The organism is Jiella avicenniae (assembly GCF_021390325.1).
Classification (GTDB): domain Bacteria; phylum Pseudomonadota; class Alphaproteobacteria; order Rhizobiales; family Rhizobiaceae; genus Jiella; species Jiella avicenniae.
The window spans coordinates 22,539-44,487 of the sequence record NZ_JAJUWU010000030.1 but is presented as its reverse complement, the minus strand read 5'-3'; the positions used below and the strand labels follow the sequence as shown (position 1 = coordinate 44,487).

Annotated in this window: 20 protein-coding genes and 1 tRNA gene; 10 read left to right on the top strand and 11 right to left on the bottom strand. The window is 66.7% G+C overall.

All coding sequences use genetic code 11. The annotated features are described in order from the left end of the window. Positions 1–141: 141 nt before the first annotated feature. Together hmuQ and LZD57_RS22900 are read right to left on the bottom strand one after the other, a co-directional pair. On the bottom strand, positions 142–459 hold the full coding sequence (gene hmuQ / locus LZD57_RS22905) for a heme-degrading protein HmuQ (RefSeq protein WP_233721914.1): 318 nt from the start codon (positions 457–459) through the stop codon (positions 142–144). 169 nt (positions 460–628) lie between these two features. Next, the gene (locus tag LZD57_RS22900) at positions 629–2,845 is read right to left on the bottom strand and encodes a TonB-dependent hemoglobin/transferrin/lactoferrin family receptor (RefSeq protein WP_233721913.1); all 2,217 of its coding nucleotides are present in this window, start codon (positions 2,843–2,845) and stop codon (positions 629–631) included. Between the two features lie 194 nt (positions 2,846–3,039). Between LZD57_RS22900 and hemP the strand changes: the two genes are divergently transcribed. Genes hemP through LZD57_RS22880 form a run of 4 tightly spaced genes read left to right on the top strand, consistent with a single transcriptional unit; the run spans position 3,040 to position 6,033 of the window. Next, positions 3,040–3,231 carry a hemin uptake protein HemP gene (gene hemP, locus LZD57_RS22895; RefSeq protein ID WP_233721912.1) on the top strand — a complete coding sequence of 64 codons (192 nt, stop codon included), beginning with the start codon at positions 3,040–3,042 and terminating at the stop codon, positions 3,229–3,231. Next, complete coding sequence (locus tag LZD57_RS22890) at positions 3,228–4,136, top strand: heme/hemin ABC transporter substrate-binding protein (RefSeq protein WP_233721911.1); 909 nt, start codon at positions 3,228–3,230, stop codon at positions 4,134–4,136. The genes hemP and LZD57_RS22890 overlap by 4 nt, the downstream gene beginning before the upstream one ends. Further along, entirely contained in the window at positions 4,133–5,218 is a 1,086-nt protein-coding gene (locus LZD57_RS22885) for a FecCD family ABC transporter permease (protein WP_233721910.1), read from the top strand. Before LZD57_RS22890 ends, LZD57_RS22885 begins: the two co-directional genes overlap by 4 nt. Before the next feature lie 5 nt (positions 5,219–5,223). Continuing rightward, positions 5,224–6,033: a heme ABC transporter ATP-binding protein gene (locus LZD57_RS22880; RefSeq protein WP_233721909.1), complete on the top strand. Its 810-nt coding sequence runs from the start codon at positions 5,224–5,226 to the stop codon at positions 6,031–6,033. Between the two features lie 191 nt (positions 6,034–6,224). Here LZD57_RS22880 and LZD57_RS22875 read toward each other — a convergent pair. Beyond that, positions 6,225–6,299, bottom strand: a tRNA-Gly gene (locus LZD57_RS22875). A 201-nt stretch (positions 6,300–6,500) separates the two neighbouring features. Between LZD57_RS22875 and LZD57_RS22870 the strand changes: the two genes are divergently transcribed. The 4 genes from LZD57_RS22870 (at position 6,501) to LZD57_RS22855 (ending at position 9,199) form a co-directional block, all read left to right on the top strand. After that, complete coding sequence (locus LZD57_RS22870) at positions 6,501–7,019, top strand: prolyl-tRNA synthetase associated domain-containing protein (protein ID WP_233721908.1); 519 nt, start codon at positions 6,501–6,503, stop codon at positions 7,017–7,019. Continuing rightward, on the top strand, positions 7,019–8,047 hold the full coding sequence (gene trxA / locus LZD57_RS22865) for a thioredoxin (protein WP_233721907.1): 1,029 nt from the start codon (positions 7,019–7,021) through the stop codon (positions 8,045–8,047). Before LZD57_RS22870 ends, trxA begins: the two co-directional genes overlap by 1 nt. Before the next feature lie 180 nt (positions 8,048–8,227). Next, positions 8,228–8,902, top strand: coding sequence for an LON peptidase substrate-binding domain-containing protein (locus LZD57_RS22860; RefSeq protein WP_233721906.1), 675 nt, complete (start codon positions 8,228–8,230; stop codon positions 8,900–8,902). 105 nt (positions 8,903–9,007) lie between these two features. After that, positions 9,008–9,199 (top strand): Trm112 family protein, encoded by a 192-nt coding sequence (locus LZD57_RS22855; protein WP_233721905.1) that lies wholly within the window; start codon positions 9,008–9,010, stop codon positions 9,197–9,199. A 66-nt stretch (positions 9,200–9,265) separates the two neighbouring features. Here LZD57_RS22855 and LZD57_RS22850 read toward each other — a convergent pair whose 3' ends face one another. Next, entirely contained in the window at positions 9,266–10,345 is a 1,080-nt protein-coding gene (locus LZD57_RS22850; RefSeq protein WP_233721904.1) for a sensor domain-containing diguanylate cyclase, read from the bottom strand. A gap of 339 nt (positions 10,346–10,684) precedes the next feature. Next, complete coding sequence (locus tag LZD57_RS22845) at positions 10,685–12,595, bottom strand: ABC-F family ATP-binding cassette domain-containing protein (RefSeq protein WP_233721903.1); 1,911 nt, start codon at positions 12,593–12,595, stop codon at positions 10,685–10,687. A gap of 292 nt (positions 12,596–12,887) precedes the next feature. On the opposite strand from LZD57_RS22845, the gene LZD57_RS22840 reads away from it, so the two are divergent. Next, positions 12,888–13,595 carry a chromosome partitioning protein ParA gene (locus LZD57_RS22840; protein ID WP_233721902.1) on the top strand — a complete coding sequence of 236 codons (708 nt, stop codon included), beginning with the start codon at positions 12,888–12,890 and terminating at the stop codon, positions 13,593–13,595. Between the two features lie 189 nt (positions 13,596–13,784). Then, a complete protein-coding gene (locus tag LZD57_RS22835) occupies positions 13,785–15,452 on the top strand; it encodes an AMP-binding protein (protein WP_233721901.1) in 1,668 nt (555 codons plus the stop codon). A 29-nt stretch (positions 15,453–15,481) separates the two neighbouring features. On the opposite strand, the gene phoB is transcribed toward LZD57_RS22835, so the two are convergent. The 6 genes from phoB to LZD57_RS22805 all read right to left on the bottom strand — a co-directional run bounded on the left by phoB (position 15,482) and on the right by LZD57_RS22805 (position 21,834). Beyond that, the gene (gene phoB / locus LZD57_RS22830; RefSeq protein WP_233721900.1) at positions 15,482–16,207 is read right to left on the bottom strand and encodes a phosphate regulon transcriptional regulator PhoB; all 726 of its coding nucleotides are present in this window, start codon (positions 16,205–16,207) and stop codon (positions 15,482–15,484) included. Further along, on the bottom strand, positions 16,204–16,956 hold the full coding sequence (phoU, locus tag LZD57_RS22825; RefSeq protein WP_233721899.1) for a phosphate signaling complex protein PhoU: 753 nt from the start codon (positions 16,954–16,956) through the stop codon (positions 16,204–16,206). The genes phoB and phoU overlap by 4 nt, the downstream gene beginning before the upstream one ends. Positions 16,957–16,983: 27 nt before the next feature. Beyond that, positions 16,984–17,796, bottom strand: coding sequence for a phosphate ABC transporter ATP-binding protein PstB (gene pstB, locus LZD57_RS22820; protein ID WP_275949690.1), 813 nt, complete (start codon positions 17,794–17,796; stop codon positions 16,984–16,986). 9 nt (positions 17,797–17,805) lie between these two features. Next, entirely contained in the window at positions 17,806–19,128 is a 1,323-nt protein-coding gene (gene pstA, locus LZD57_RS22815; RefSeq protein ID WP_233721897.1) for a phosphate ABC transporter permease PstA, read from the bottom strand. Beyond that, positions 19,125–20,615, bottom strand: a complete 1,491-nt coding sequence (pstC, locus tag LZD57_RS22810; protein ID WP_233721896.1) for a phosphate ABC transporter permease subunit PstC — start codon at positions 20,613–20,615, stop codon at positions 19,125–19,127. Before pstC ends, pstA begins: the two co-directional genes overlap by 4 nt. Positions 20,616–20,784: 169 nt before the next feature. Next, positions 20,785–21,834, bottom strand: a complete 1,050-nt coding sequence (locus LZD57_RS22805; protein WP_233721895.1) for a substrate-binding domain-containing protein — start codon at positions 21,832–21,834, stop codon at positions 20,785–20,787. Positions 21,835–21,949: the final 115 nt, after the last annotated feature.

Here is a 21,949-nt window from a genome sequence, read left to right as displayed (position 1 = left end):
TAGCAGCGGCTCGATCACCGCCCATTCCTGATCCGTGAGTTCATGACGACGCATGGCATTCTCCTTTCAAGGAGAATGAATCAGATCGTGCCGCTCAGATGAACCCGTTTATGGAGACGCTCTCTAGACGATCGGCGGCGCTCAGCCGGGCATGTGCTGGATCACCTCGAAGCCCTCGAATTCGGGATGGCCGAGATAGAGCTTCGGACCCCCGCGGCCGGCGCTGGCGTGGGAGGCGCGGAACGCGTCCGAGCGGGTCCAGGCCTGGAAGGCCTCCTGGCTCTCCCATACCGTGTGGGAGGCATAAAGGACGTGGTCGCTCCCGGCGGGGCCCTTCAGCATGTGGAATTCGATGAAGCCCGGCATCTGATCGAGGCGGGACTCGCGCGTCCTCCAGAGTTCCTCGAAGGCATCCGCGCTCTCCGGGACGACCCTGAAGCGGTTCATGGCAATGTACATCGTCGTATCCTCGTTGCGTCGATCGGTTTCTCTCGTCGACGGGTGTCGCGCCGCCGGTTCGGCGGCTCGAAAGGGTGGCGTTCGGCCGATGGTCCGCGCCGAAGCGGCGGCGTGGGGACCGCCGCCTGCCGCTCGGCGTTTGCCTCGACTGTGCGCGTCTGGCCGACGCTCAGAACTGATAGGTCAGCGTCGCCCGGAAGCTGCGACCCGGCTCGGAATAGAATTCCTTCGCCTGGGTGGCGCTGTCCGGGATGTCGAGGGCGTCGTAGTATTTCTCGTCGAAGACGTTGTAGAGGCCGGCCTGCAGCTTCACGCCCTCGATCTGGGTCGGCTTCCACCAGGCGGTCAGGTCGAGGAGGGCGTAGCCCGGCGTCTTCGAGATGTCGTTCTCGACGTCGTTGCGCGCCGCCGCCAGCGTCAGATAGGCGTCGCCGCCCCAGATGCCGTTGTCGTAGCCGAGATTGAGGATGCCCTTGGCGGCGGGGATGGAATTGAGATGGACGTCGGTGTCGACGTCGCGCCCGACATAGCTCGCGACGCTGAGGGCACTGTGCCAGACCGCGTCCAGCTGCCAGCGCGCCGAGGCCTCGATGCCGTAGATCTCGACATTGGCACGGTTGTAGTAGCGGGTGATGCCGAAGGGATAGTCGCCGGGCGAAAGTCCCAGCACCGACGGATCGATGGTCTCGGTGTCGATGAAGTTCTTGTAGCGATTGTAGAAGGTCGAGACACCCCAGTCGAAGTCGTCGTGCTTCGCCCGCAGTCCGACCTCGAAGCCGTTGCTGGTCTCGGCTTCCAGATCCGGATTGCCGATGGACAGATAGGTGCCGGGGCCGCCATAGCTGAGATAGAGTTCTTCCGCCGTCGGCGCCCGGAAGCCCTGGGCCCACTGCGCGTAGACGGTGGCGTTCGGCGTCACGTCGAATTCCGCCCTAAGCTTCGGCGAGACGGCGCTGTCGCTGGAGGAATCGGGCAGGCCGTTATAGGTCGCGTTGTCCTCGTAGGCGGCGGTCTCCTGCGGGTTCTGCTCGTAATAGTCGAAGCGGATGCCGGGGGTCAGGCGGAACCTGTCCGTGACCGCGATCTCGTCCTCGACGAACAGGCCGAGAGACGTGCCGTGAACCTCCGGCATGTCGGCCTGGTTGGTGTGCAGGAAGTTGCAGCTGTTGAACGGGGAATAGGGTGGTGGAGGACAATTGTCCTCGCCCTCGGCCATCTGCTCGGTACGATTGCCGAAGGCCTGGCCACCGACCGAGACCTTGTGGGTGAGGCCGCCGACCTCGAAGTGCTTCATCACGCTGCCATTGATGCCGAAGGTCGTGTCCTCGATGTCGTTGAGGCGCGAGTAGGCGCCGAGCGGCGAGGATCGCCGTTCGCCCCAAAGGTCGTTGGCCAGTTCCTGGCGCTGCCAGTAGACCACCGCATTGGCGGCATCGAGCCAGGCGCCCGCGCCGACGCCGAGTTCGTATTCGGCCGAGATGCGCTCGCGTTTCTCGACCTCGCGCCGCGTCACCGAGCCCGCCTCGTAGGTCGACGTCGACGACGTCCGGGAATCGATGTCGTCGTCGCGGTCGTAGAGTTCGCCGGTCACGCCGAACACCTGGTCGACGCCGAAATGCTGGCGAAGCTTCACCAGGACGTTCTTGCGGTCGTAATCGAGCGGATCGGGCTCGGTCCGCGCGGCGCCGTAGCCGCCGACGTCGCCCTCGTTGTCTTCCTCGTGTCCGGCGCGGTAGCCGCCTTGCAGGAGCATGTAGGTGTCGCCCATCCGCGCAGCCAAAGCCTGGTCGACGCCCCAGCTTTCGTCGGCGCTGTCGAAGGAGGCACGCGACAGCCCGCCGAAGGTCTTGTCGCCGGGCAGGAGGTCTTCCGGGTTCAGGGTGCGCACGGCGACGATGCCGCCGAGCGCACCGGCGCCGAAGACGCTGGAGTCGCTGCCCTTGACGATGTCGAGCGCCGACAGCGTGTCGAAATCGAAGCTGCCGCTGCCGCCCTGCACGCCCCGCGCGCCGTCGTTCAGCCAGGGAATCGGAATGCCGTCGATGGTGGTCAGGACGCGGGCCTCGTCGAGGCCGCGGACGCTGAAGCTGCCGCTCGACGTGCTGTAGCTGACGCCGGGATCGAGCCGGGAAATGTCGTCGGCATCGAAGATCTGCGCGGCGTCGAGCTCGCTGCGGGTGATCCGGGTCGTCAGCACCGTCGCTGCGCGCGTCGCGGTCTGGTTTCCGGGATCTTCGTCGCGTTCGCCGGAGATGATCACCGGATCGAGCAGGACGGAGGTGTCGCCGGCGGCATCGGCCTGCTGGGCCGTCGCCGGGTTGGCGAGAACGAACGAAATGACGAAGCTGGACGCCGCACTGGCGAGCAGGCGCGAATGACGAGCCATGTGGATCCCCTCTTGTGTGAGATGACAGGGACCTGGCTGGCGTCCGCGCTGGCGCGGTGCGGCGTGCTAACGTCCTCGATCGGCGAAAGAACCCCCTCGGTTCTCGCCATCACCATTGACGTCGATATTTAATATGATAACCAGAGTCAACTTCTATTGCCTTGAAATCGCTGCATAATTGGAGCCGTTCTAAAGTGGGTGACGAAGCCGGCCGGCACGATCTGGAAGCACCGGAGCGAACGGCGCCGAAAGCTGCCGAGGAGGGGCGGCCCATCCTCTCCGCGAGTTCCCTGCTCGGTGACAGGCGGGAAGTCGAAATCCACCACGGCGACGCCGTCTACCGCTTGCGGCTCACCAGGGCCGGCAAGCTGATTCTCACGAAATGAAGCTCACAGCCATGTCGATCCGAAAGCCGCTCCGCACGGTGCTCCTCGCGCTCCTGCCCCTCCTCTTCGCCGTTGCGGCGGGCTCGCCCGGCCCGGTCCGTGCACAGACGAACGAAGCGAGTCGCATCGTCTCAATCGGCGGCGCCGTCACCGAAACCCTCTATGCCCTCGGCATGGACGACCGGATCGTCGCCGTCGACACGACGTCGGTCTTCCCGCCGCAAGCGGCAGAAAAGCCCAATGTCGGATACATGCGGGCGCTGTCGGCGGAAGGCGTTCTCTCGCAATCTCCCGATCTCGTCCTGATGGAGGAGGGCGCCGGCCCGCCGCAGGCCCTCGATCTCTTGAAGAGTTCCGGCATCGCGGTCGAGACCATTCCCGCAGGCCACGGCATTGCCGCCATCGGGCAAAAATTCGAGGCGATCGCCGCAGCGGTGGGCAAGCCGGAAGCGGGCAAGGCTCTCGCGGAAGATGTCGAGGCCGACCTCGCGCGGCTCGAAGCCCGACTGGCGACGATCGCGCCGAAGAAGCGCGTCCTCTTCATCCTCTCGCTGGTCGACGGGCGGCCGATGGCAGCGGGCTCCGATACGGCCGCCGACGCGATGATCGCGCTGGCGGGCGGCGTCAACGTCTTTGCGAGCGCGAACGGCTACAAGACCGTTTCGGCGGAAGCGGCGACGGAGCTCGCGCCCGACGTCGTCGTGATGATGACCGGAGCGGGGCCGAACCACGATGCGGCCGACCCCTTCGCCATCCCGGCGCTGAAGGCGACCCCGGCCGGCCAGGCCGGCGCGCTGATCCGCATGGACGCCGCCTATCTTCTCGGCTTCGGTCCGCGCACGGCGGATGCGGCGCGCGATTTCGCCGCGCGGCTTTATCCAGAGGCGATCGAGCCGGCGAAATGAGTGCGCTCTCGGGAACCCCGGCGATGAACCGGGCGCCGGGCGAGCGTTCGCTCGTGCAGGCCGCCGCCCTGGCGCTCCTCGCTTTCGGCGTCCTCGCGACCGCGGTGCTGGCGATCGGCACCGGGCCCTCGGCGCTCTCCCCTTCGAGGGTGATCGGGATTCTGGCGGCAGGGCCGAAGTCTGCAGCGTTTCCGCTCGGGGAGGTGGTGATCGTCTGGCAGATCCGCCTGCCGCGGGCGATCATGGCGGCGCTGATCGGGGCGATGCTGGCGCTGGGCGGTGCGGTCATGCAGGGGCTGTTCCGCAATCCGCTCGCCGATCCGGCGATCCTCGGCGTGTCGAACGGCGCCGCCCTCGGCGCGGTGTCGATGATCGTCCTCGGCGGCGGCGCGCTGGCCCCGGTCACCGCGATCCTCGGCAGCTACGCCCTGCCGCTCGCCGCCTTTGCCGGGGCGCTGACGGCGACCCTGATCCTCTACGCCATCGCGACGCGCGAAGGTTTGACCTCGGTCGCGACGATGCTGCTCGCCGGCATCGCGCTCGCCGCCTTCGCCGCCGCCCTGATGGGCTACCTGGCCTTCCTCAGCGACGACACCCAACTGCGCGACATCACCTTCTGGAATCTCGGCGGGCTCGGCGGCGTGACCTGGGAAAAGGTCGTGATCTCCGGCCCGATCATGCTCGTCGTCCTCGCCTCGGCGCCGATGCTGGCGCGCGGTCTCGACGCGCTGGTGCTGGGTGAGGCCGAGGCGTTCCACATGGGGCTGCGGGTCGAACGGCTGAAGCGATTGGCGATCCTCCTGGTCGCGGCGGCCACCGGCCTTGCCGTCGCCGTGTCGGGCACGATCGGTTTCGTCGGCATCGTGGTGCCGCATCTCTTGCGGCTCGCCGTCGGCGCCGACCACCGGTTCCTGCTGCCGGCCTCCTGCCTCGGCGGGGCGCTGCTCCTGCTCGTCGCCGATATCGGTGCGCGTCTGCTCGTCGCCCCGGCCGAGCTGCCGATCGGCATCATCACCGCTGCGATCGGCGCGCCGTTCTTCCTGTGGCTGTTGATGCGCCGCCGCGACTTCGAGGGATTTTGACCGGTATGGGACTGGCCATCGAGGGCGTCGGCGTGACCGCCGGCGGACGCACGATCCTGCAAAACGTCACGGCCCGGATCGCGCCGGGGACGCTGGTCGCCGTGATCGGCCCGAACGGCGCCGGCAAGTCGACGCTCGTCAAGGCGATGAGCGGCGAAAGACGCCCGGCCGTCGGGCGGGTGCGCCTTCATGGCGACGACGTCTCGGCCCTTGCCCCGGCCGAGCTCGCCATGCAGCGCGCGGTGCTGCCCCAAGCGACGTCGATCGCCTTTCCCTTCACGGTGTTCGAGATCGTCGGCCTCGGCCTGCGCCAGCGGGCCGGCGTCGATGCGGCGATGCGCCGGCTGGAGGTGCGTCGGGCACTTGCCGCGGTCGACCTCGAGGGCTTCGGCGAACGGCTCTATCAGCGCCTGTCCGGCGGGGAGCAGCAACGGGTTCAACTCGCCCGGGTGCTCTGCCAGATCGGCAAGCCGGTGGCCGACGATCGTGCCAAGCTGCTCATTCTCGACGAGCCGACGTCGAGCCTCGACGTCCGGCATCAGATTGCCGTCCTTTCGATCGCCCGGCGCTTCGCCGACGAGGGCGGCCTCGCGGTCGCGGTGCTCCACGATCTCAATCTGGCGGTCGGCTTTTCGGACCGCCTCATGGTCCTGGAAGGCGGCCGGCTGGTGGCCGACGGCAAACCCGAAGAGCTTCTCGAAGGACCGATGCTGGCCGAGACCTTCGGCACCCGAATGGTCGTCATCAAGCCGCCCGGCTGGGCGCGCCCGGCGGTGCTTCCGGATCTGCCCCGGCTCGATCCGCAGCCGCGGTGACGAGGCCTCCGGCCGCCCGCCCGGACCGGCGCGGGCTGGCCGCGCGAGGGCTCGCTTGCCCGATCGATTCCGATTGCCGTGAGATGGATGCCACCGAGGCCGTCGCGCCGAGGGTGCCGTCGACAAGCATCGACCGTCTCGTGCGGCAGCCCGGCGGAGCCAACCTAAATTATTGATCTGAAAGAGGAAACTGGAGCGGGCGAAGGGATTCGAACCCTCGACCCCAACCTTGGCAAGGTTGTGCTCTACCCCTGAGCTACACCCGCCCGCTCCCTGCGGCGTGGGTGACCAGCGCCGCGGACGGGCGGTATATGACGGAAAGAATCGGACAATGCAACAGTGAAAATGGCCGGATCCGAAATTCGTCGGAAGAGCGCGCCGCCGGCCCCGCCATGGACTTCACCGGTGGCGCTCCGTCGGTTATTGCGGGTCCCGTCAATTGGCAGGTGACAGCGAGGAGCAAGGCCTTGGCGGCGACGCGCGACGAACTGATGTCCTATCTCGGCGGTCTCGGCATCGAAGTCTCGACGCTCGATCACCCGCCGCTCTTCACGGTCTCCGAATCGCAGGCTCTGCGCGGCGAGATCGCCGGCGGGCATACCAAGAACCTGTTCGTGAAGGACAAGAAGGGGCGGCATTTCCTCGTCGTCGCGGAGGAGAGCCGGACGGTCGACCTGAAGTCGCTGCACAAGCTGATCGGCGCGCAGGGGCGACTGTCCTTTGCCGGCCCCGAGGCGATGATGGAGATGCTCGGCGTGACGCCGGGTTCGGTCACGGCCTTCGGCGTCCTCAACGATCGCGACGGCCGCGTCACGCTGGTGCTTGATGAGGGCCTCCTCGCGCACGATATGGTGAACTGCCATCCGTTGACCAACACGGCGACGACGACGATCGCCACCGACGGGTTGATGACATTCTTTCGATCGACCGCGCACGAGCCTCTCGTCGTCCGGCTCGACGGTGAAACGCTTGAGGGGCGGGACTGATGAGCGACAATCCTTACGGCAATCCCTATGGCGGCGGTTTCGGGCAGCAGACGGTCGGTCACGGGCCCGCTCAGGCGCCGGCGCAGCGGCAGCCCGCCGCGCCGCGGCCGGGCGGGCTGGAAGGCCTCGGCGCATCCGGCGCGGTGGCCGATGCCGATCTGATCAAGGAGACGACGACGGCGAAGTTCTCCGCCGACGTCATTCAGGAATCGCGCCGCCAGCCGGTGCTGGTGGATTTCTGGGCGCCCTGGTGCGGCCCCTGCAAGCAGCTGACGCCGATCCTGGAAAAGGCCGTCAGGGCTGCCGGCGGCAAGGTGAAGCTGGTCAAGATGAACATCGACCAGCATCCCTCCATCGCCGGCCAGCTCGGCGTCCAGTCGATCCCGGCCGTCTTCGCCTTCGTCGGCGGTCAGCCGGTCGACGGCTTCATGGGTGCGCTTCCCGAGAGCGAGGTCGCCGCCTTCATCCAGCGCCTGACGGCCGGCCAGCCCGGCGGCGAAGATCCGATCGGCGAGGCGCTCGAACAGGCGAACGCGCTGCTGGCCGCGGGCGACGTCGGGGATGCCGCCCAGCTCTTCGCCGCCATCCTGCAGCACGAGCCCGGCCATGCCGGCGCCACCGCGGGCCTTGCCGAATGCTACCTCCAGACCGGCGATGCCGCCCGGGCCGAGGCCGTGATCGACCAGGTTCCGGCGGACAAGGCCGAGGACCCGGCCGTGGCCGCGGTGAAGACCAAGCTGAAGCTGCAGCAGGAGATCGCCAAGCTCGGCGATCCCGTGCAGCTCCAGGCGCGTCTCGAAGGCGACGCGGACGATCATCAGGCCCGCTTCGACCTCGCCCTCATCGCCAATGCCAAGGGCGACCGGCAGACCGCGGCGGGGCATCTGCTCGAGATCATGCGCCGCGATCGCAGCTTCGGCGAGGATGCCGCGCGGCTGAAGCTGCTCGATTTCTTCGCTGCATGGGGTCCCACCGATCCGGCGACGAAGGAGGCCCGCCGCCGGCTCTCCTCGCTGCTGTTTTCCTGAAGCCCGAAGGCCGCCGCCGCCGGTGCCGGCAATCCCCGCGCATGGATGGTTTGCCGAAAGGCGATGGCGGGATCGCGCACCGGCGGCGACGTGATCGCCGGATAGGGGCGCAACCCGCAGCAAGGCCTTGAGATTGCCCGCCCGCCTTCCACATGCCGGGGAGGTCGAAGGAGGCACTCTTTGGTTCAGGCGGGCAATTTCAGCTATACGGACGAAGCCGATCTGCCGGGCACGATCCCGGTGTTTCCGCTGACGGGAGCGCTGCTCCTGCCGGGCGGGCAGTTGCCGCTGAACGTCTTCGAGCCGCGCTACATCGCGATGATCGACGACGCGCTCGCCGGCGCGCGGATCGTCGGCATGGTCCAGCCGAGCCTCGACGGCGCCCTCAGGCAAGATGGCGAGCCGAAACTCTGCGAGGTCGGCTGCATGGGCCGGATCGTCTCGCATGCCGAATCCGGCGACGGTCGCTACATCATCAATCTGCAGGGCATCGCGCGATTCCGGATCGTCGAGGAGGCTTCGGTCAGGACGCCCTATCGGTGTTGCCGGATCGCCGCGTTCCTCGCCGATCTCGATGCGGGACAAGGCGAGGAAGAGGTGGACAGGGAGGGTCTCTTGCGGGCCCTGCGCAGCTTCTTCGAAGCCAACGAGATGGAGGCGGACTGGGATTCGATCGGCCGGGCTTCGAACGAGACGCTCGTCAACGCCTTGTCGATGATGTCGCCCTATGGCGCTGCCGAAAAGCAGGCGTTGCTCGAAGCCAGCGATCTGAAGATCCGGGCCGAGACGCTGATCGCCATCACCGAGATCGCGCTCGCCCGCGACGGCGAGGACGGTTCGACCACGCTGCAATGACGATTCTGCGATGACGGGCGGCGGGCCCGCGTCGGAAGGCCGGCGCGTGACTTTGCGACCGCCCGTGCTAGAAGCTGCGGCCTGACGCCAAGCGGACGGGATGCCATGAGCGAACGCAACAAGGACGGCCAGCCGGACCCGAAACTCCTCGAGCTTCTGGTCTGTCCCCTCACCAAGAAGCCACTCGTTTACGACCGCGCCGCCAACGAGCTGATCTCAAACGCGGCCAAGCTCGCCTTTCCGATCCGTGACGGCATTCCGATCATGCTGCCCTCCGAAGCGCGCGAGATCGAGTGAACGCTCCCGCGTGGACGGAAGACTTCGTTTCGGCGCCGGAAGGCCTCGGGCCGTCGCGGGGATCGGTCAGATCCCGCCGCGGTCCGCCACGAAATCCGTTTCCATGTCCACCACCCTGTTCCTGCCGCGACGCTTGGCGGCGTAAAGCGCCTCGTCGGCGCGGGCGAGGGCCGAGGAAAGTCTCTGCTCGTCGGCGCGTATGTCGGTCAGTCCGAAGCTCGCGGTGATCCAGAGGCGCTCGCCGTCCCAGTCGACCGGAGACTTGGCGATGGCGTCGCGCACGGCTTCGACCGAACGCATGGCTTCGGGGAACGACGGGCAATCCAGCATCATGAAGAATTCCTCGCCGCCGGCCCGGGCGACGAGATTCCCCCGGCCGAGACACCTCAGCAGAATGTCCGACACGTGCCGCAAGACCGCGTCGCCGCAGGCGTGCCCGTGACGGTCGTTGACGCACTTGAACCGATCGAGGTCGCCGATCGCGATGTAGCTCAGCCGGCCATTGCTCCGGTTGACCGCGATCTGCGCTTCGGCATGGGCGAGGAAATGCCGGCGATTGGGCAGGCCGGTCAAGAAGTCTCGATCGGCGGCCTCGCGCAGGCGCACCTCCGTCTCCTTGCGATCGGTGACGTCGATCATCGCCCCGATGATCCCCGCGATCGCCCCGTGCTCCTGCCGGACGACCGACTTGTAGAAGGTGACGTAGCGCTGGGCGCCATCAGCCCGGACGATGGCCGTCTCGTAAACCTGCGGGCCGCCTTCTGCGAGCAACTGCCGGTCGGCCTCGAGGAACGTCTTGGCCGCGGAAACCGTCGTGATGTCGAATGCGCTGGCTCCCAGTATGTCCTTGTGATCCTTGCCGAAGAAGGTGGCGAAGGCCTTGTTGAAGGCCCGGTAGATCCCGTCGCGATCCTTGAAGAAAATCGGCGACGGCAGAACGTCCAACGCCGCCAGCAGGGTCTTCCGCACGAGCTTCAGCCGGTGGTTCTCGGCGACCATCACCCGCCGGCGGGCGGTGGCGGCTTTTGCTCTTGCGATGCAGAGCGACACCTCGGCCGCATCGCGCGGGTCGAGGAGATCGTCGATCCCGGCGTCGAACAGTCGTTCGAGCGTCCGCGGCGCGAACTCGCGGTGCCCTTCGTTCACCGCGACGAGGTACGTCCGGGAGCCGAATTGCCGGCGAAGACGCGACGGTCGCTCTTCATCGGTCGAAGACAGCGGAAGAAAGACTACGTCGGCGCCAAGCAGGTCGGTTGGCGTCATGACCCCTGCGGCAGCAAGTTCTTTCGGGATCGCAACTCCGGTGTCTGCAATCCATACAAGAGTTGGACTTGGGATGCTGCTGATGAGCGAAACGTCAGCGAGGTTTATCACGGCTAAGCTTTCCTTTATCGGAAAGGGTTTAGCGCAGCCGTTCTAATTATCGGTGAAGTATTTGTCCGCGGCCCTCTCGCCAGACGAGGTGCGATGATGTGCCGCTGCCCGTCACTCGGCCGCCATGGCCGCGTCGTGCTCCGCGGTCAGGCCCAGCCAGTCCTCCTCGCAGGATTCCAGCGTCCTCGCCGCCTCGGCGCGCTGCTTGTTGAGATCCGCCGCTCTGGCCGGGTCCTTGGTGTAGAGAGCCGGATCGGCAAGCTTTTCGTCGAAATCGGCAATGGTCTTCTGGAGCCGCGAGATCTGGATCTCGAGCTGGCTGATCTTCTTCTTGAGCGGCTTCAGCGCCTCGCGCCGTTCGGCCGCCTGGCGGCGCTGGTCGACCTTGGAGACCGGCTGCTCGACGATCTCGACCGGCTCGGAACCTGCTCCGCCCGCCGCGCCGCCGCCCGAGCGCGAGCCTGAGAGGATCAGCTTCTTGTAGTCTTCGAGATCGCCGTCGTAGCGCGACACGGTGCCGTCGCCGACGATCCACAGCCGGTCCATCGTCGCCTCGACCATGTGCCGGTCGTGGCTGATCAGGATGACGGCGCCCGGATAGTCGTTGAGGGCGTGGACGAGGCTCTGGCGGGCCTCGATGTCGAGATGGTTGGTCGGCTCGTCGAGGATCAGAAGGTTCGGCGCGTCGAGCGTCGCGAGACCCATCAGGAGCCGCGCCTTCTCGCCGCCAGACAGCTTCTCGGCGGCGGTGTCCATCTTCACCGTCGGCAGCCCCATCTGGGCGACCTTCGCCCGGACCTTTGCCTCCGGGGCCTCGGGCATCATCCGGCGCACGTGCTGGACGGCGCTTTCGGCGGGTCTCAGATCGTCGATCTGGTGCTGGGCGAAAAAGGCGATCTTCAGCCCCGGCGCGCGCGTGATCGTCCCCGCCTGTTCCTTCAGACGCTCGGCGAGGAGTTTGGCGAAAGTCGACTTGCCGTTGCCGTTCTGGCCGAGCAGGGCGATGCGGTCTTCGGTGTCGATCCTGAGGTCGAGCTTCGTCAGGATCGGCCGGCCGGGCTGATAGCCGACCGAGACGTTCTCCATGCGGATGATCGGGGAGGCGGCCTGCTTCTCCGGCGCCGGGAAGACGAAGGGGGTGACGCTTTCCTCGACGATCGACTGGAGCGGGCCCATCTTCTCCAGCGCCTTCAGCCGCGACTGGGCCTGCCGCGCCTTGGAAGCCTTCGCCCGGAAGCGCTCGACGAAGGCCTCCATGTGCTTGCGCTGGGCGTCCTGCTTGGCGATCGACTTCTGCAGGAGTTCGAGCTTTTCGGCTCTCTGCCGGGCGAACTGGTCGTAGTCGCCGCGATAGAAGTTCAGCTTCTGCTGGTCGAGATGGACGATCGAGGTGACGGCGTTGTTGAGGACGTCGCGGTCGTGGGAGATGACGAGGACGGTGTAGGGATAACGCTGGACGAAGTTCTCCAGCCAGAGGGTGCCTTCGAGATCGAGATAGTTGGTCGGCTCGTCGAGGAGCAGCAGGTCCGGCCGCGAGAACAGGACGGCAGCGAGCGCGACGCGCATCCGCCAGCCGCCGGAAAAGGACGAGGCCGGCCGTGCCTGGGCCGCCATGTCGAAGCCGAGGCCGGAGAGGATCGAGGAGGCCCTGGCTTCGGCCGAATGGGACTCGATGTCGGCCAGCCGCGTGTGGATGTCGGCGATGCGCGTCGGATCGGTGGCGGTCTCGGCTTCCTCGAGAAGCGCCAGCCGCTCGGTATCGGCCTTCAGCACGATCTCGATCAGCGATTCCTCCGTCCCGGGTGCCTCCTGCGCCACCTGGCCGAGCCGGGTGTTCTTCGGAAAGGAAACCGATCCCGTCTCCGGCGCGAGGTCGCCGGTGATGACGCGGAACAGGGTCGACTTGCCGGCGCCGTTGCGGCCGACGAGCCCGGCCTTGGTGCCCGTCGGCAGCGTCAGGCTGGCATGGTCGATGAGCAGGCGCCCGGCAACGCGCGCGGTAAGATCGGTAATCTGAAGCATGCTGGCCTTTTGCCACGGGGCGCGGTCGGGCGAAAGGGGGCAGACGTCCGATCGGATGGGAGCGATGCACCTGCCGCGCGGCTGGTGCCGGGGGAAGGTCAACCGGCCCTTAAGCTTCGCCCAAGCTGACTGACATTAACTCGCACGATCAATTCGTTCGTACTGCCCGACCGCCGCAACGCCCGCCGACAGCCCGAACGATGAAAGATTCCCGCCGGCACCGCGTCTTGCGGATTGCGGCTGTCGACAACACCGCCCGCGTGTCCGTTCGGGAGCGCAGAAAGGCCTTTCCATGATCTCCGTCGTTTCGGTCGGCTCGCTCAAGACCGCCGGTTCGTCCACCGTCGTCCTCGCACTGGCGAGCGTGGCGGCGGCGGCCGACATTCCCGTCCTCGTGATCGATGCGGCGCGCGACGGCGATCTCGCCGCCTGGGCGGAACAGGCGGGCCGCCCGGCGAAGATCACGGTCGAGCGCAGCCGCGACGAGGCGACGATCGAAAAGCTCGTGCGCGCCGCCCGCAAGCGCGGCGACCTCGTGGTCATCGACGCCGGCGACGAGGCGGCGACGATCCGCCTGGGGGCGAAGCTCTCCGACCGCGCCGTCATCCCGGTGCGGTTCTCCCCCGTCTCGGCCTCCTACGCGATCGAGACCGACCGTCTTCTCGGCAAGGATGCCGGCCGCGGCCGGCGCTCGCGCGACTGGTGCTTCGTGGCCAGTGCCGTCGCGACGATCCCGAGCCGGATCGCCCGCAGCGTCGAGGCGATCATCGAAGCGAGCGAGACCGCCCGCCTGCCGATCGGTCTCGTCCAGCGCGCCGCCTACGAGGCGCCGTTCCTGTTCGGCGGGACGATCTTCACCCTCGACGAGGAACAGGCCCCGAGCCTCGACCGCGCCCGCGCCGAAGCCGCGAGCCTCGCCTACGAAATCGGCATTCTCGGCAAGCGCGAGGGCAGAGCAGGCCCCGCCAAGCCGGTCGAACGGGTGCTCGAAGCCGCCTGAACGTTTTCTCCGCAGCGATGCGGACGAATGCAAGGCGCGGATTCCCGCCGGAATCCGCGCCTTGCCCTTCATCGAAAAATGGTTTCGAGCGTCCGGTCGCTTGCGGGCGGCGCGCCGACGACCCCATTTCCGCCCTGCTTGGCGTCGAGCGAACTTTTACGCTAACGTCAACGTCAGGGAGGAACGAAAATGAACAAACCATGGCTTGCGCATTATCCCGAGGGGGTGCCGTCCGACCTCGGCAAGGTCGAATACCGCTCCCTTGCCGAGCTTTTGGAGAACGCCTTCGAGACCCATGCGGAGCGAACCGCGCTGCACTTCATGGGCGCATCCTACAGCTATCGCCGCTTCGGAGCCCTTGCCCGGGACTTCGGTGCCTATCTGCAGGGGCTGGGGCTGAAGAAGGGCGACCGCGTCGCCCTGATGATGCCGAACGTCCCGCAATATCCCGTGGCGATCGCCGGGGCTGCCATGGCCGGGCTCACCATCGTCAACGTCAATCCGCTCTACACGCCCGGTGAGCTGGCGCACCAGCTGAAGGATTCGGAAGCGAAGGCGATCGTCGTCCTCGAAAACATGGCGGCGACCCTCGCCAAATGCCGCGCCAAGACCGCGGTCGAGCACGTCGTCGTCACCGGCCTCGGCGATCTTCTTCCGACGGTGAAGGGTGCGATCGTCAATTTCGTCGTGCGCCGGGTAAAGAAGATGGTTCCGGCCTACGACCTTCCCGGCGCCGTGCGGTTCAAGCGCGCCCTCGCCATCGGCCGGAAAGGGATGGTGAGGAGGCCGGACATCGCCGAGGACGACGTCGCCGTCCTGCAATATACCGGCGGCACGACGGGCGTCGCCAAGGGCGCGATGCTGACCCACGCGAACATCGTCGCCAACGTCCTGCAGTCGCAGATGTGGAACGCGCCGGCGCTGAAGCAGCTCGCGCCGGGCGAACAGTCGATCGTCGTCTGCGCGCTGCCGATCTACCACATCTTCGGCTTCACCGTGAATTTGATGCTGTCGGTGAGGAACGGCGGCGCGGCGATCCTCATTCCCAATCCCCGCGACATCCCGGCGACGCTGAAGGCGATCAAGCCGTTCCGCTTCCATACCTTCCCGGCCGTGAACACGCTCTACAACGCCATCGCGCTCCATCCGGACGCCAAGTCCGTCGATTGGTCCTCGATGAAGCTCTGCCTCGGCGGGGGCATGGCCGTCCAGGCGGCCACGGCCGAGCGCTGGAAGAAGCTGACGGGCGTTTCGATCTGCGAGGGCTACGGCCTGTCCGAAACCTCGCCCTCCGCCTGCTGCAATCCCACCGACCGCTCCGAATATACCGGCACGATCGGCGTGCCGCTGCCCTCGACGGAGCTTGCGATCCTCGACGACGAGGGCAATCCGCTTGCCCCGGGCGAGGTGGGCGAGATCGCCATCCGCGGGCCGCAGGTGATGGCCGGCTACTGGAACCGGCCGGAAGACACGAGGGCGGTGATGACCGCCGACGGCTTCTTCCGCTCCGGCGACATCGGCACCATGAGCGAGGACGGCGTCTTCAGGATCGTCGACCGCAAGAAGGACATGATCAACGTCTCGGGTTTCAACGTCTATCCGAACGAGATCGAGGAGGTGGTGACGCAGATGCCCGGCGTCGTCGAGGCCGCCGCCATCGCCGTTCCCGACGAGGCGTCGGGGGAGGCGGTCAAGCTCTTCGTCGTCAGGAACGACGAGGCGATCGGCGAGGACGAGATCCGATCCTACTGCAAGGCCAATCTGACCGGCTACAAGCGGCCGCGCGTCATCGAGTTTCGCGACGAACTGCCGAAATCGCCGGTCGGCAAGGTGCTGCGGCGGGAGCTCAGGAACTGAGGCGGGCGCGGCGGCCGGCCTCCGGCCGCTCAGCCGGCGACCTTGTCCTTTCCGGCCTTTCCGGCGATGAACTGCTCGTCCAGCGCGTAGCCGGCGCCCCGCACGGTGCGGATCGGATCGCGCTGGCGGCCGCGGTTGATCGCCTTTCTGAGACGCCCGACATGGACGTCGACGGTCCGCTCGTCGACATAGATGTCACGGCCCCAGACACCGTCGAGCAACTGTTCGCGCGAAAAGACGCGGCCGGGCGACTGCATGAAGAATTCCAGCAGCCGGAATTCCTTCGGACCGAGCTTGATCTCCCGGCCGGCGCGGCGGACGCGGTGGGTCTCCCGGTCGAGGTCGATGTCGCCGGCGCCGAGATGGGTGGCGATCTTCTCCGGCTTGGCGCGCCGCAGCATCGCGCGGACCCGGGCGACCAGTTCGGGCGTCGAGAACGGCTTGACGACGTAATCGTCGGCGCCGACGGACAGCCCGCGCACGCGCTCCGATTCCTCGCCTCTCGCCGTCAGCATGATGATCGGCAGGCGCTCGGAATCCTCGCGCTGGCGAAGCCGCCGGCAGAGTTCGACGCCGGACAGGCCCGGCAACATCCAGTCGAGGATCAGAAGGTCGGGCAGCTCTTCCTTCAGCCGCAGATCGGCGTCGTCGCCGCGGGCGATGACGTCCACCGTGTAGCCTTCGGCCTCGAGATTGTAGCGCAGGAGGACGCCCAGAGCCTCTTCGTCCTCGACGACCGCGATGCGTGTGGTCATCCGGCCGAGGCTCCGCTTTGGCCCGGAGCCGGGGGCGTCGTCACGTCGGTGTGTGCGAGCGAGGGCGTCTGATCTCCCTTCGGCCGCTCGGCTTCCATCTGCTCGCCGGTCTTGATGTAGTAGACCGTCTCGGCGATGTTCGTCGCGTGGTCGCCGATGCGCTCGATGTTCTTGGCGCTGAACAGGAGATGGGTGCAGGCGGTGATGTTGCGCGGATCCTCCATCATGTAGGTGAGGAGTTCGCGGAAGATCGAGGTGTAGACGGCGTCGATGTTCTCGTCGCTGTCGCGCACCGCCAGCGCCTGCTTCTCGTTGCGGGTCGCGTAGGCGTCGAGAACTTCCTTCAGCTGCTCGAGCGCCAGTTCCGACAGATGTTCGAGGCCGCGCACCAGCTGCAACGGCTGGGAATGCTCATGCACGGCGATGACCCGCTTGGCGGTGTTCTTGGCGAGGTCGCCGATCCGCTCGAGGTCGTTGGAGATGCGGATCGCTCCGACGATCTCGCGCAGGTCGATCGCCATGGGCTGGCGCTTGGCGATGGTACGGATCGCCCGCTCGTCGATTTCCCGCTGCACCGCGTCGAGCAAAACGTCGTCGGCGACCACCGACTGCGCCAGGCTCCAGTCGGAGCGCATCAGTGCGCTGACCGACTGTTCCACCATGCGCTCGGCCTGGCCGCCCATCTCTGAAATGCGGCGGATGATGAACTTCAGCTCGTCCTCGTAGGAGGTGACGATGTGCTCGGCCATTTGCGCGGCCTCCCTCGTGGTTGCCCGTCAGCCGAAGCGGCCGGTGATGTAGTCCTGGGTGCGCTTGTCGTCCGGATTGGAGAACATCTTCTCGGTCGGACCGACCTCGGCGAGATCGCCGAGATGGAACATCGCCGTCAGCTGCGAGACGCGCGCCGCCTGCTGCATCGAATGGGTGACGATGACGATGGTGTAGTTCTCGCGCAGTTCGTCGATCAGCTCCTCGACCGTCGCCGTGGCGATCGGATCGAGCGCCGAGCAGGGCTCGTCCATCAGGATGACTTCCGGCGAGACGGCGATGGCCCGGGCGATGCAAAGGCGCTGCTGCTGGCCGCCGGAAAGGCCGGTGCCCGGTTCGTCGAGGCGATCGTGCACCTCGCGCCAGAGGCCGGCCTTGCGCAGGCTGGTATGGACGATCTCGTCCATCTCCTGCCTGCTGTGGGCGAGGCCGTGGATCTTCGGCCCGTAGGAGACGTTCTCGTAGATCGATTTCGGAAACGGATTGGGTTTCTGGAACACCATGCCGACCCGGGCGCGCAACTCGACCACGTCGATGTCCGGATCGTAGATGTCCTCGCCGTCGAGCAGGATCTCGCCGCCGACCCTGGCGATGTCGATCGTGTCGTTCATCCGGTTGAGGCAGCGCAGATAGGTCGACTTGCCGCAACCGGACGGGCCGATCAGCGCGGTGACCTGGCGCTCGGGAATGTCGAGCGTGATCCCGTTCAGGGCCTGCTTCTGACCATAATGGACGGTCACGTCCTTGCTTGACATCTTGATCGGTCTGGACGCTTCCACGGCGGGGCCCTTGTACAAAGTCGCTTGAATGTTTTCCATCATCGAAGGCTCCTACCAGCGGCGCTCGAAGCGGCGGCGAAGCAGGATCGCCGTCACGTTCATGATTGCGAGAAAACCCAACAGGATGATGATCGCACCGGAGGTGCGCTCGACGAAGGCGCGTTCGGCCTCGTTGGCCCACATGTAGATCTGGACCGGCAGGGCCGTCGAGGGGTCGAGCGGCGTCGAGGGATAGTCTGCGACGAAGGCGACCATGCCGATGAGGAGCAGCGGCGCCGTCTCGCCGAGGGCCTGCGCGAGGCCGATGATCGTTCCCGTCAGGATGCCGGGCGCTGCCAGAGGCAGCACGTGATGGAAGATCGTCTGCGTCTTCGACGCGCCGAGGCCGAGGGCTGCCGAACGGATCGAGGGTGGCACGGCCCGCAGTGCCGCGCGCGTCGCGATGATGATGGTCGGCAGCGTCATCAGGGTCAGCACCAGGCCGCCGACGAGCGCGGCGGAGCGCGGCAGGCCGAACCAGTTGATGAAGACGGCGAGGCCGAGGAGGCCGAAGACGATGGACGGCACGGCGGCGAGATTGTTGATGTTCACCTCGATGAGGTCGGTGAACCTGTTCTTCGGCGCGAACTCCTCGAGATAGATCGACGCCGCGACGCCGATCGGCAAAGCGAGCGCCAGCACGATCAGCATCATGTAGAGCGAGCCGATGATGGCGACGCCGACACCGGCGGTCTCGGCCCGCGACGAGGCGCCGGAGGTGAACAGGCCCCAGTTGAAGCGCTGCTCGATCGCGCCCTGCTGCCTGAGCTTTTCGATATACTGAAGCTGCAGGTCGCTGATCGGACGACGGTTCTCCGGCACGTCGAGGTCGTACTGGCCCTTCAGCGCGCTGTCGAGTTCGGAGCTCGCATAGAGCCAGACGTCCTCGGTGGTGCCGATCACCGAGAGATCGTTCATCACGATGTCGCGCAGGGTGACGCGGGTGCCGGAGGAGATCAGGCCGTTGGCCGCGCTCACCGCCTTCTTGTCGGCCGGGTCGATGCCGAGCAGCTGGACGAGGCCGTCGCGGGCGAGCTGCGGGTAGTTCGCCATCAACAGCTTGGTCTGGCTTTCGTTGGCCTGTTCGGGGGTGCCGAGAACCTTTTCGGAGAAGGAGATCGGGACCTCGATCTCGGTCTGCCAGAAGGCCGTGTAGCCCTGGGAAACGATGCTCCACATCAAGGCGACGAGGAAGGCGAGGCCGATGGCGATGGCGATGATGCCGTAGGCCTTGAAGCGGCGCTCGGCGGCGTAGCGCTTCTTGATGCCGATGTCGCGCCTCGGTTTGCGGGCGGCAGCCGCGTCGGCGATGCCGTTGGCGGTGGCGTCGCTCATTCGTACTGCTCCTTGTATTTGCGCACGATGTAGAGGGCGTAGATGTTGAGGCACAAGGTGATGACGAAGAGCGTCATGCCGAGCGCGAAGGCGACGAGGGTCTGCGGCGAGTTGAATTCGAGATCGCCGGTGAGCTGGGCGACGATCTTCACGGTGATGGTCGTCATCGGCTCGAAGGGGTTCAGCGTCAGATTGGCCGCGACGCCGGCGGCGAGGACCACGATCATCGTCTCGCCGATGGCGCGCGATGCGGTCAAAAGCAGCGCCGAGACGATGCCGGGCAGGGCGGCGGGCAGGATCACCCGCTTGATCGTTTCCGATCGGGTGGCGCCGAGGCCGAGCGAGCCGTCACGCAGCGACTGGGGAACCGAGGTGATGATGTCGTCGGACAGCGAGGAGACGAAGGGGATCAGCATGATGGCCATGACGAGGCCGGCGGTGAGGACGCTCTGGGCCTCGATGAAGCTGGCGTAGTTGCCGGTGACGAGACCGCTGATCTCGGCCGACAGGTCGCGCAGGAACGGGCCGACCGTGACGAGGGCGAAGAAGCCGTAGACGATGGTCGGGATGCCGGCGAGCACCTCGAGCAGCGGCTTGACGATCGAGCGGGTGCGGTTGTCGGCATATTCTGCCATGTAGATCGCGGCGAACAGGCCGATCGGCACGGCGATGATCATCGCCACCGCGCCGATGTAGAGCGTGCCCGCGAGCAGCGGGATGAAGCCGAAGCTGCCGGCCGAGCCCGTCGAGCCGGCGGAGGAGAAGCGCGGCTCCCAGACCGTGCCGAAGAAGAACTCCGCCGGCGAGATGCGCGAGAAGAAGTCGATGGTTTCGAACAGCATCGAGAAGACGATGCCGACGGTGGTCATGATGGCGATGGACGAGGCGGCGATGAGGGCGCCGGTGACGATCCGCTCGACGTTGTTGCGGGCGCGCAGCCGCGGGGCGATCCGGCGATAGGCGAGGGCGACGCCGGCGAGGGCGACGAGGAGCACCGCGGCGGTCATCGCCCACTGGCTCCAGATCTGCATCGAATTCAGCTGGATCGCCAGCGGCACCATCCAGTCGGCGGCGGCCGAGGCGATCGGAATGCCGCGATTGCGCAGAAGGTCGGCGACGTCCTCGACCGGGGTCGCTTCGGTGACCCTCGCCCGCTCGTCCTCGGGCAGGACGCGCAGGCCGCTGCCCATCGATTCGACGATGCCGTAGGCCAGATCCTCGGTCAGATCCGACTGCGCCAGGACGCCCTCGGGGAAGTTGCCGCGCACGTCGGCCGAAATGACGATCGGCGCGGCGATCAGCCAGACGGCAAGGACGAGAAGCGAGGGGATCATCCCCCAGCAGGCCACGAAGGAGGCGTGATAGGTCGGGCGCGAATGCAGTTTGACGCCGTCCCGGCCGACGAGCCCGCGGGCGCGCCGATAGGCCAGCACCGCGCCGACGAGGCCGATGGCGATGACGATGAGAATGATCGTGAAGGTCGACACGGAAAGACTTTCGCCGAAGGACATCCGGGGGACAAGGGGATCGAGGCCAACGGTGCGTCAGGCGGACGCGGGGCCGATCACCCTCGTACGGCGAATCCGCTGGCCGCGTCGGCGGCCAGCGGAAGAGATCTCTCGGCTTGCGAGACGATCGAGACGAGCCTTCGCTCGATCAGGACTTGGAGCCCATGGCGACGCCGTTCTCGAAGTTCGAGATCTGCTCGTCACGCTCGTCGGCGGGCAGCGGGACCAGGCCGTATTCGACGGTCGGCGAGCCTTCGCCGGTCATCTGCTCCGACAGGAAGAACTGGACGTATTCCGACAGGCCCGGAACGACGCCGAGATGGGCGCGCTTGACGTAGAAGAACAGCGGACGCGACACCGGATACTCGCCGGAAGCGATGGTCTCGGCGGAGGGGACGACGTCGTTGATCGTCGCGACCTTCAGCTTGTCCTGGTTCTGCTCGTAGAAGGCCAGGCCGAAGACGCCGACGGCCTGCTTGTTGGCCTCGATGCGGGCGAGGGTCTCGGTGTAGTCGCCGGAGATCTCGGAGACCGAGCCGTCGTTGCGCACGGAGACGCAGGCTTCCTTGGCCGCATCCTTGTCCATGCCGGACTTGGTGAAGGCTTCCATCGCGCCGGAGTCCTCGCAGCCCTGCATCAGGACCTTCTCTTCGAAGACTTCGCGGGTGCCGTGGTTGGAGGCCGGGATGAAGGCGGTGATCTGCTGGTCGGGCAGCGACGCGTCGACGTCCTTCCAGGACTTGTTCGGGTTTTCGACGACCTTGCCGTCCTGCGGGACCTTGGCGGCCATCGCCTCGAAGATCATCGCCGGCTTCAGGGCGAAGTCCGGGCCCGAAGCGGAGGAGGCGAAGACGATGCCGTCATAGCCGAACTTGACCTGCGAGATTTCCGTGACGCCGGCGTCTGCGCAGGCCTTGATCTCGCTGTCGCGGATCGAGCGCGAGGCATTCGCGATGTCGATCGTGTCGGGGCCGACGCCCTGGCAGAACTGCTTGAGGCCGGCGGAGGAGCCGCCCGACTCGACGACCGGCGTCTGGTAGTCCGGGAAGGTCTCGCCGAAGTTCTCGGCGACGATCTGGGCGTAGGGCAGAACGGTCGAGGAACCGGCGACGTGGATCTGCTGGTTGCTCTGAGCCTGGGCGGAGCCGACGAAGGCGGCGGTGCCGAGCGCGAGGCCGGCGATGAAGGTCTTGTTCATAGAGAGGGTGCTCCCTGAGCGATTTCGCGTTCGAACCGTTTTTCGCCAGCCGATCCGTGCGGCTGTGGTTCGCGGCCCTTGCTAAAGGCTGCCGGCCAAACTCTTATGACAGAGA

Excerpts from the sequence above, each read along its gene's own strand:
- LZD57_RS22835 (WP_233721901.1), top strand. The coding sequence starts at position 13,785 with ATGAACAAACCATGGCTTGCGCATTATCCCGAGGGGGTGCCGTCCGAC.
- LZD57_RS22900 (WP_233721913.1), bottom strand. The coding sequence starts at position 2,845 with ATGGCTCGTCATTCGCGCCTGCTCGCCAGTGCGGCGTCCAGCTTCGTC.
- pstA (WP_233721897.1), bottom strand. The coding sequence starts at position 19,128 with ATGAGCGACGCCACCGCCAACGGCATCGCCGACGCGGCTGCCGCCCGC.
- trxA (WP_233721907.1), top strand. The coding sequence starts at position 7,019 with ATGAGCGACAATCCTTACGGCAATCCCTATGGCGGCGGTTTCGGGCAG.
- LZD57_RS22805 (WP_233721895.1), bottom strand. The coding sequence starts at position 21,834 with ATGAACAAGACCTTCATCGCCGGCCTCGCGCTCGGCACCGCCGCCTTC.
- phoU (WP_233721899.1), bottom strand. The coding sequence starts at position 16,956 with ATGGCCGAGCACATCGTCACCTCCTACGAGGACGAGCTGAAGTTCATC.
- pstB (WP_275949690.1), bottom strand. The coding sequence starts at position 17,796 with ATGATGGAAAACATTCAAGCGACTTTGTACAAGGGCCCCGCCGTGGAA.
- LZD57_RS22855 (WP_233721905.1), top strand. The coding sequence starts at position 9,008 with ATGAGCGAACGCAACAAGGACGGCCAGCCGGACCCGAAACTCCTCGAG.
- phoB (WP_233721900.1), bottom strand. The coding sequence starts at position 16,207 with ATGACCACACGCATCGCGGTCGTCGAGGACGAAGAGGCTCTGGGCGTC.
- hmuQ (WP_233721914.1), bottom strand. The coding sequence starts at position 459 with ATGTACATTGCCATGAACCGCTTCAGGGTCGTCCCGGAGAGCGCGGAT.
- LZD57_RS22890 (WP_233721911.1), top strand. The coding sequence starts at position 3,228 with ATGAAGCTCACAGCCATGTCGATCCGAAAGCCGCTCCGCACGGTGCTC.
- LZD57_RS22885 (WP_233721910.1), top strand. The coding sequence starts at position 4,133 with ATGAGTGCGCTCTCGGGAACCCCGGCGATGAACCGGGCGCCGGGCGAG.
- LZD57_RS22845 (WP_233721903.1), bottom strand. The coding sequence starts at position 12,595 with ATGCTTCAGATTACCGATCTTACCGCGCGCGTTGCCGGGCGCCTGCTC.
- LZD57_RS22880 (WP_233721909.1), top strand. The coding sequence starts at position 5,224 with ATGGGACTGGCCATCGAGGGCGTCGGCGTGACCGCCGGCGGACGCACG.
- LZD57_RS22840 (WP_233721902.1), top strand. The coding sequence starts at position 12,888 with ATGATCTCCGTCGTTTCGGTCGGCTCGCTCAAGACCGCCGGTTCGTCC.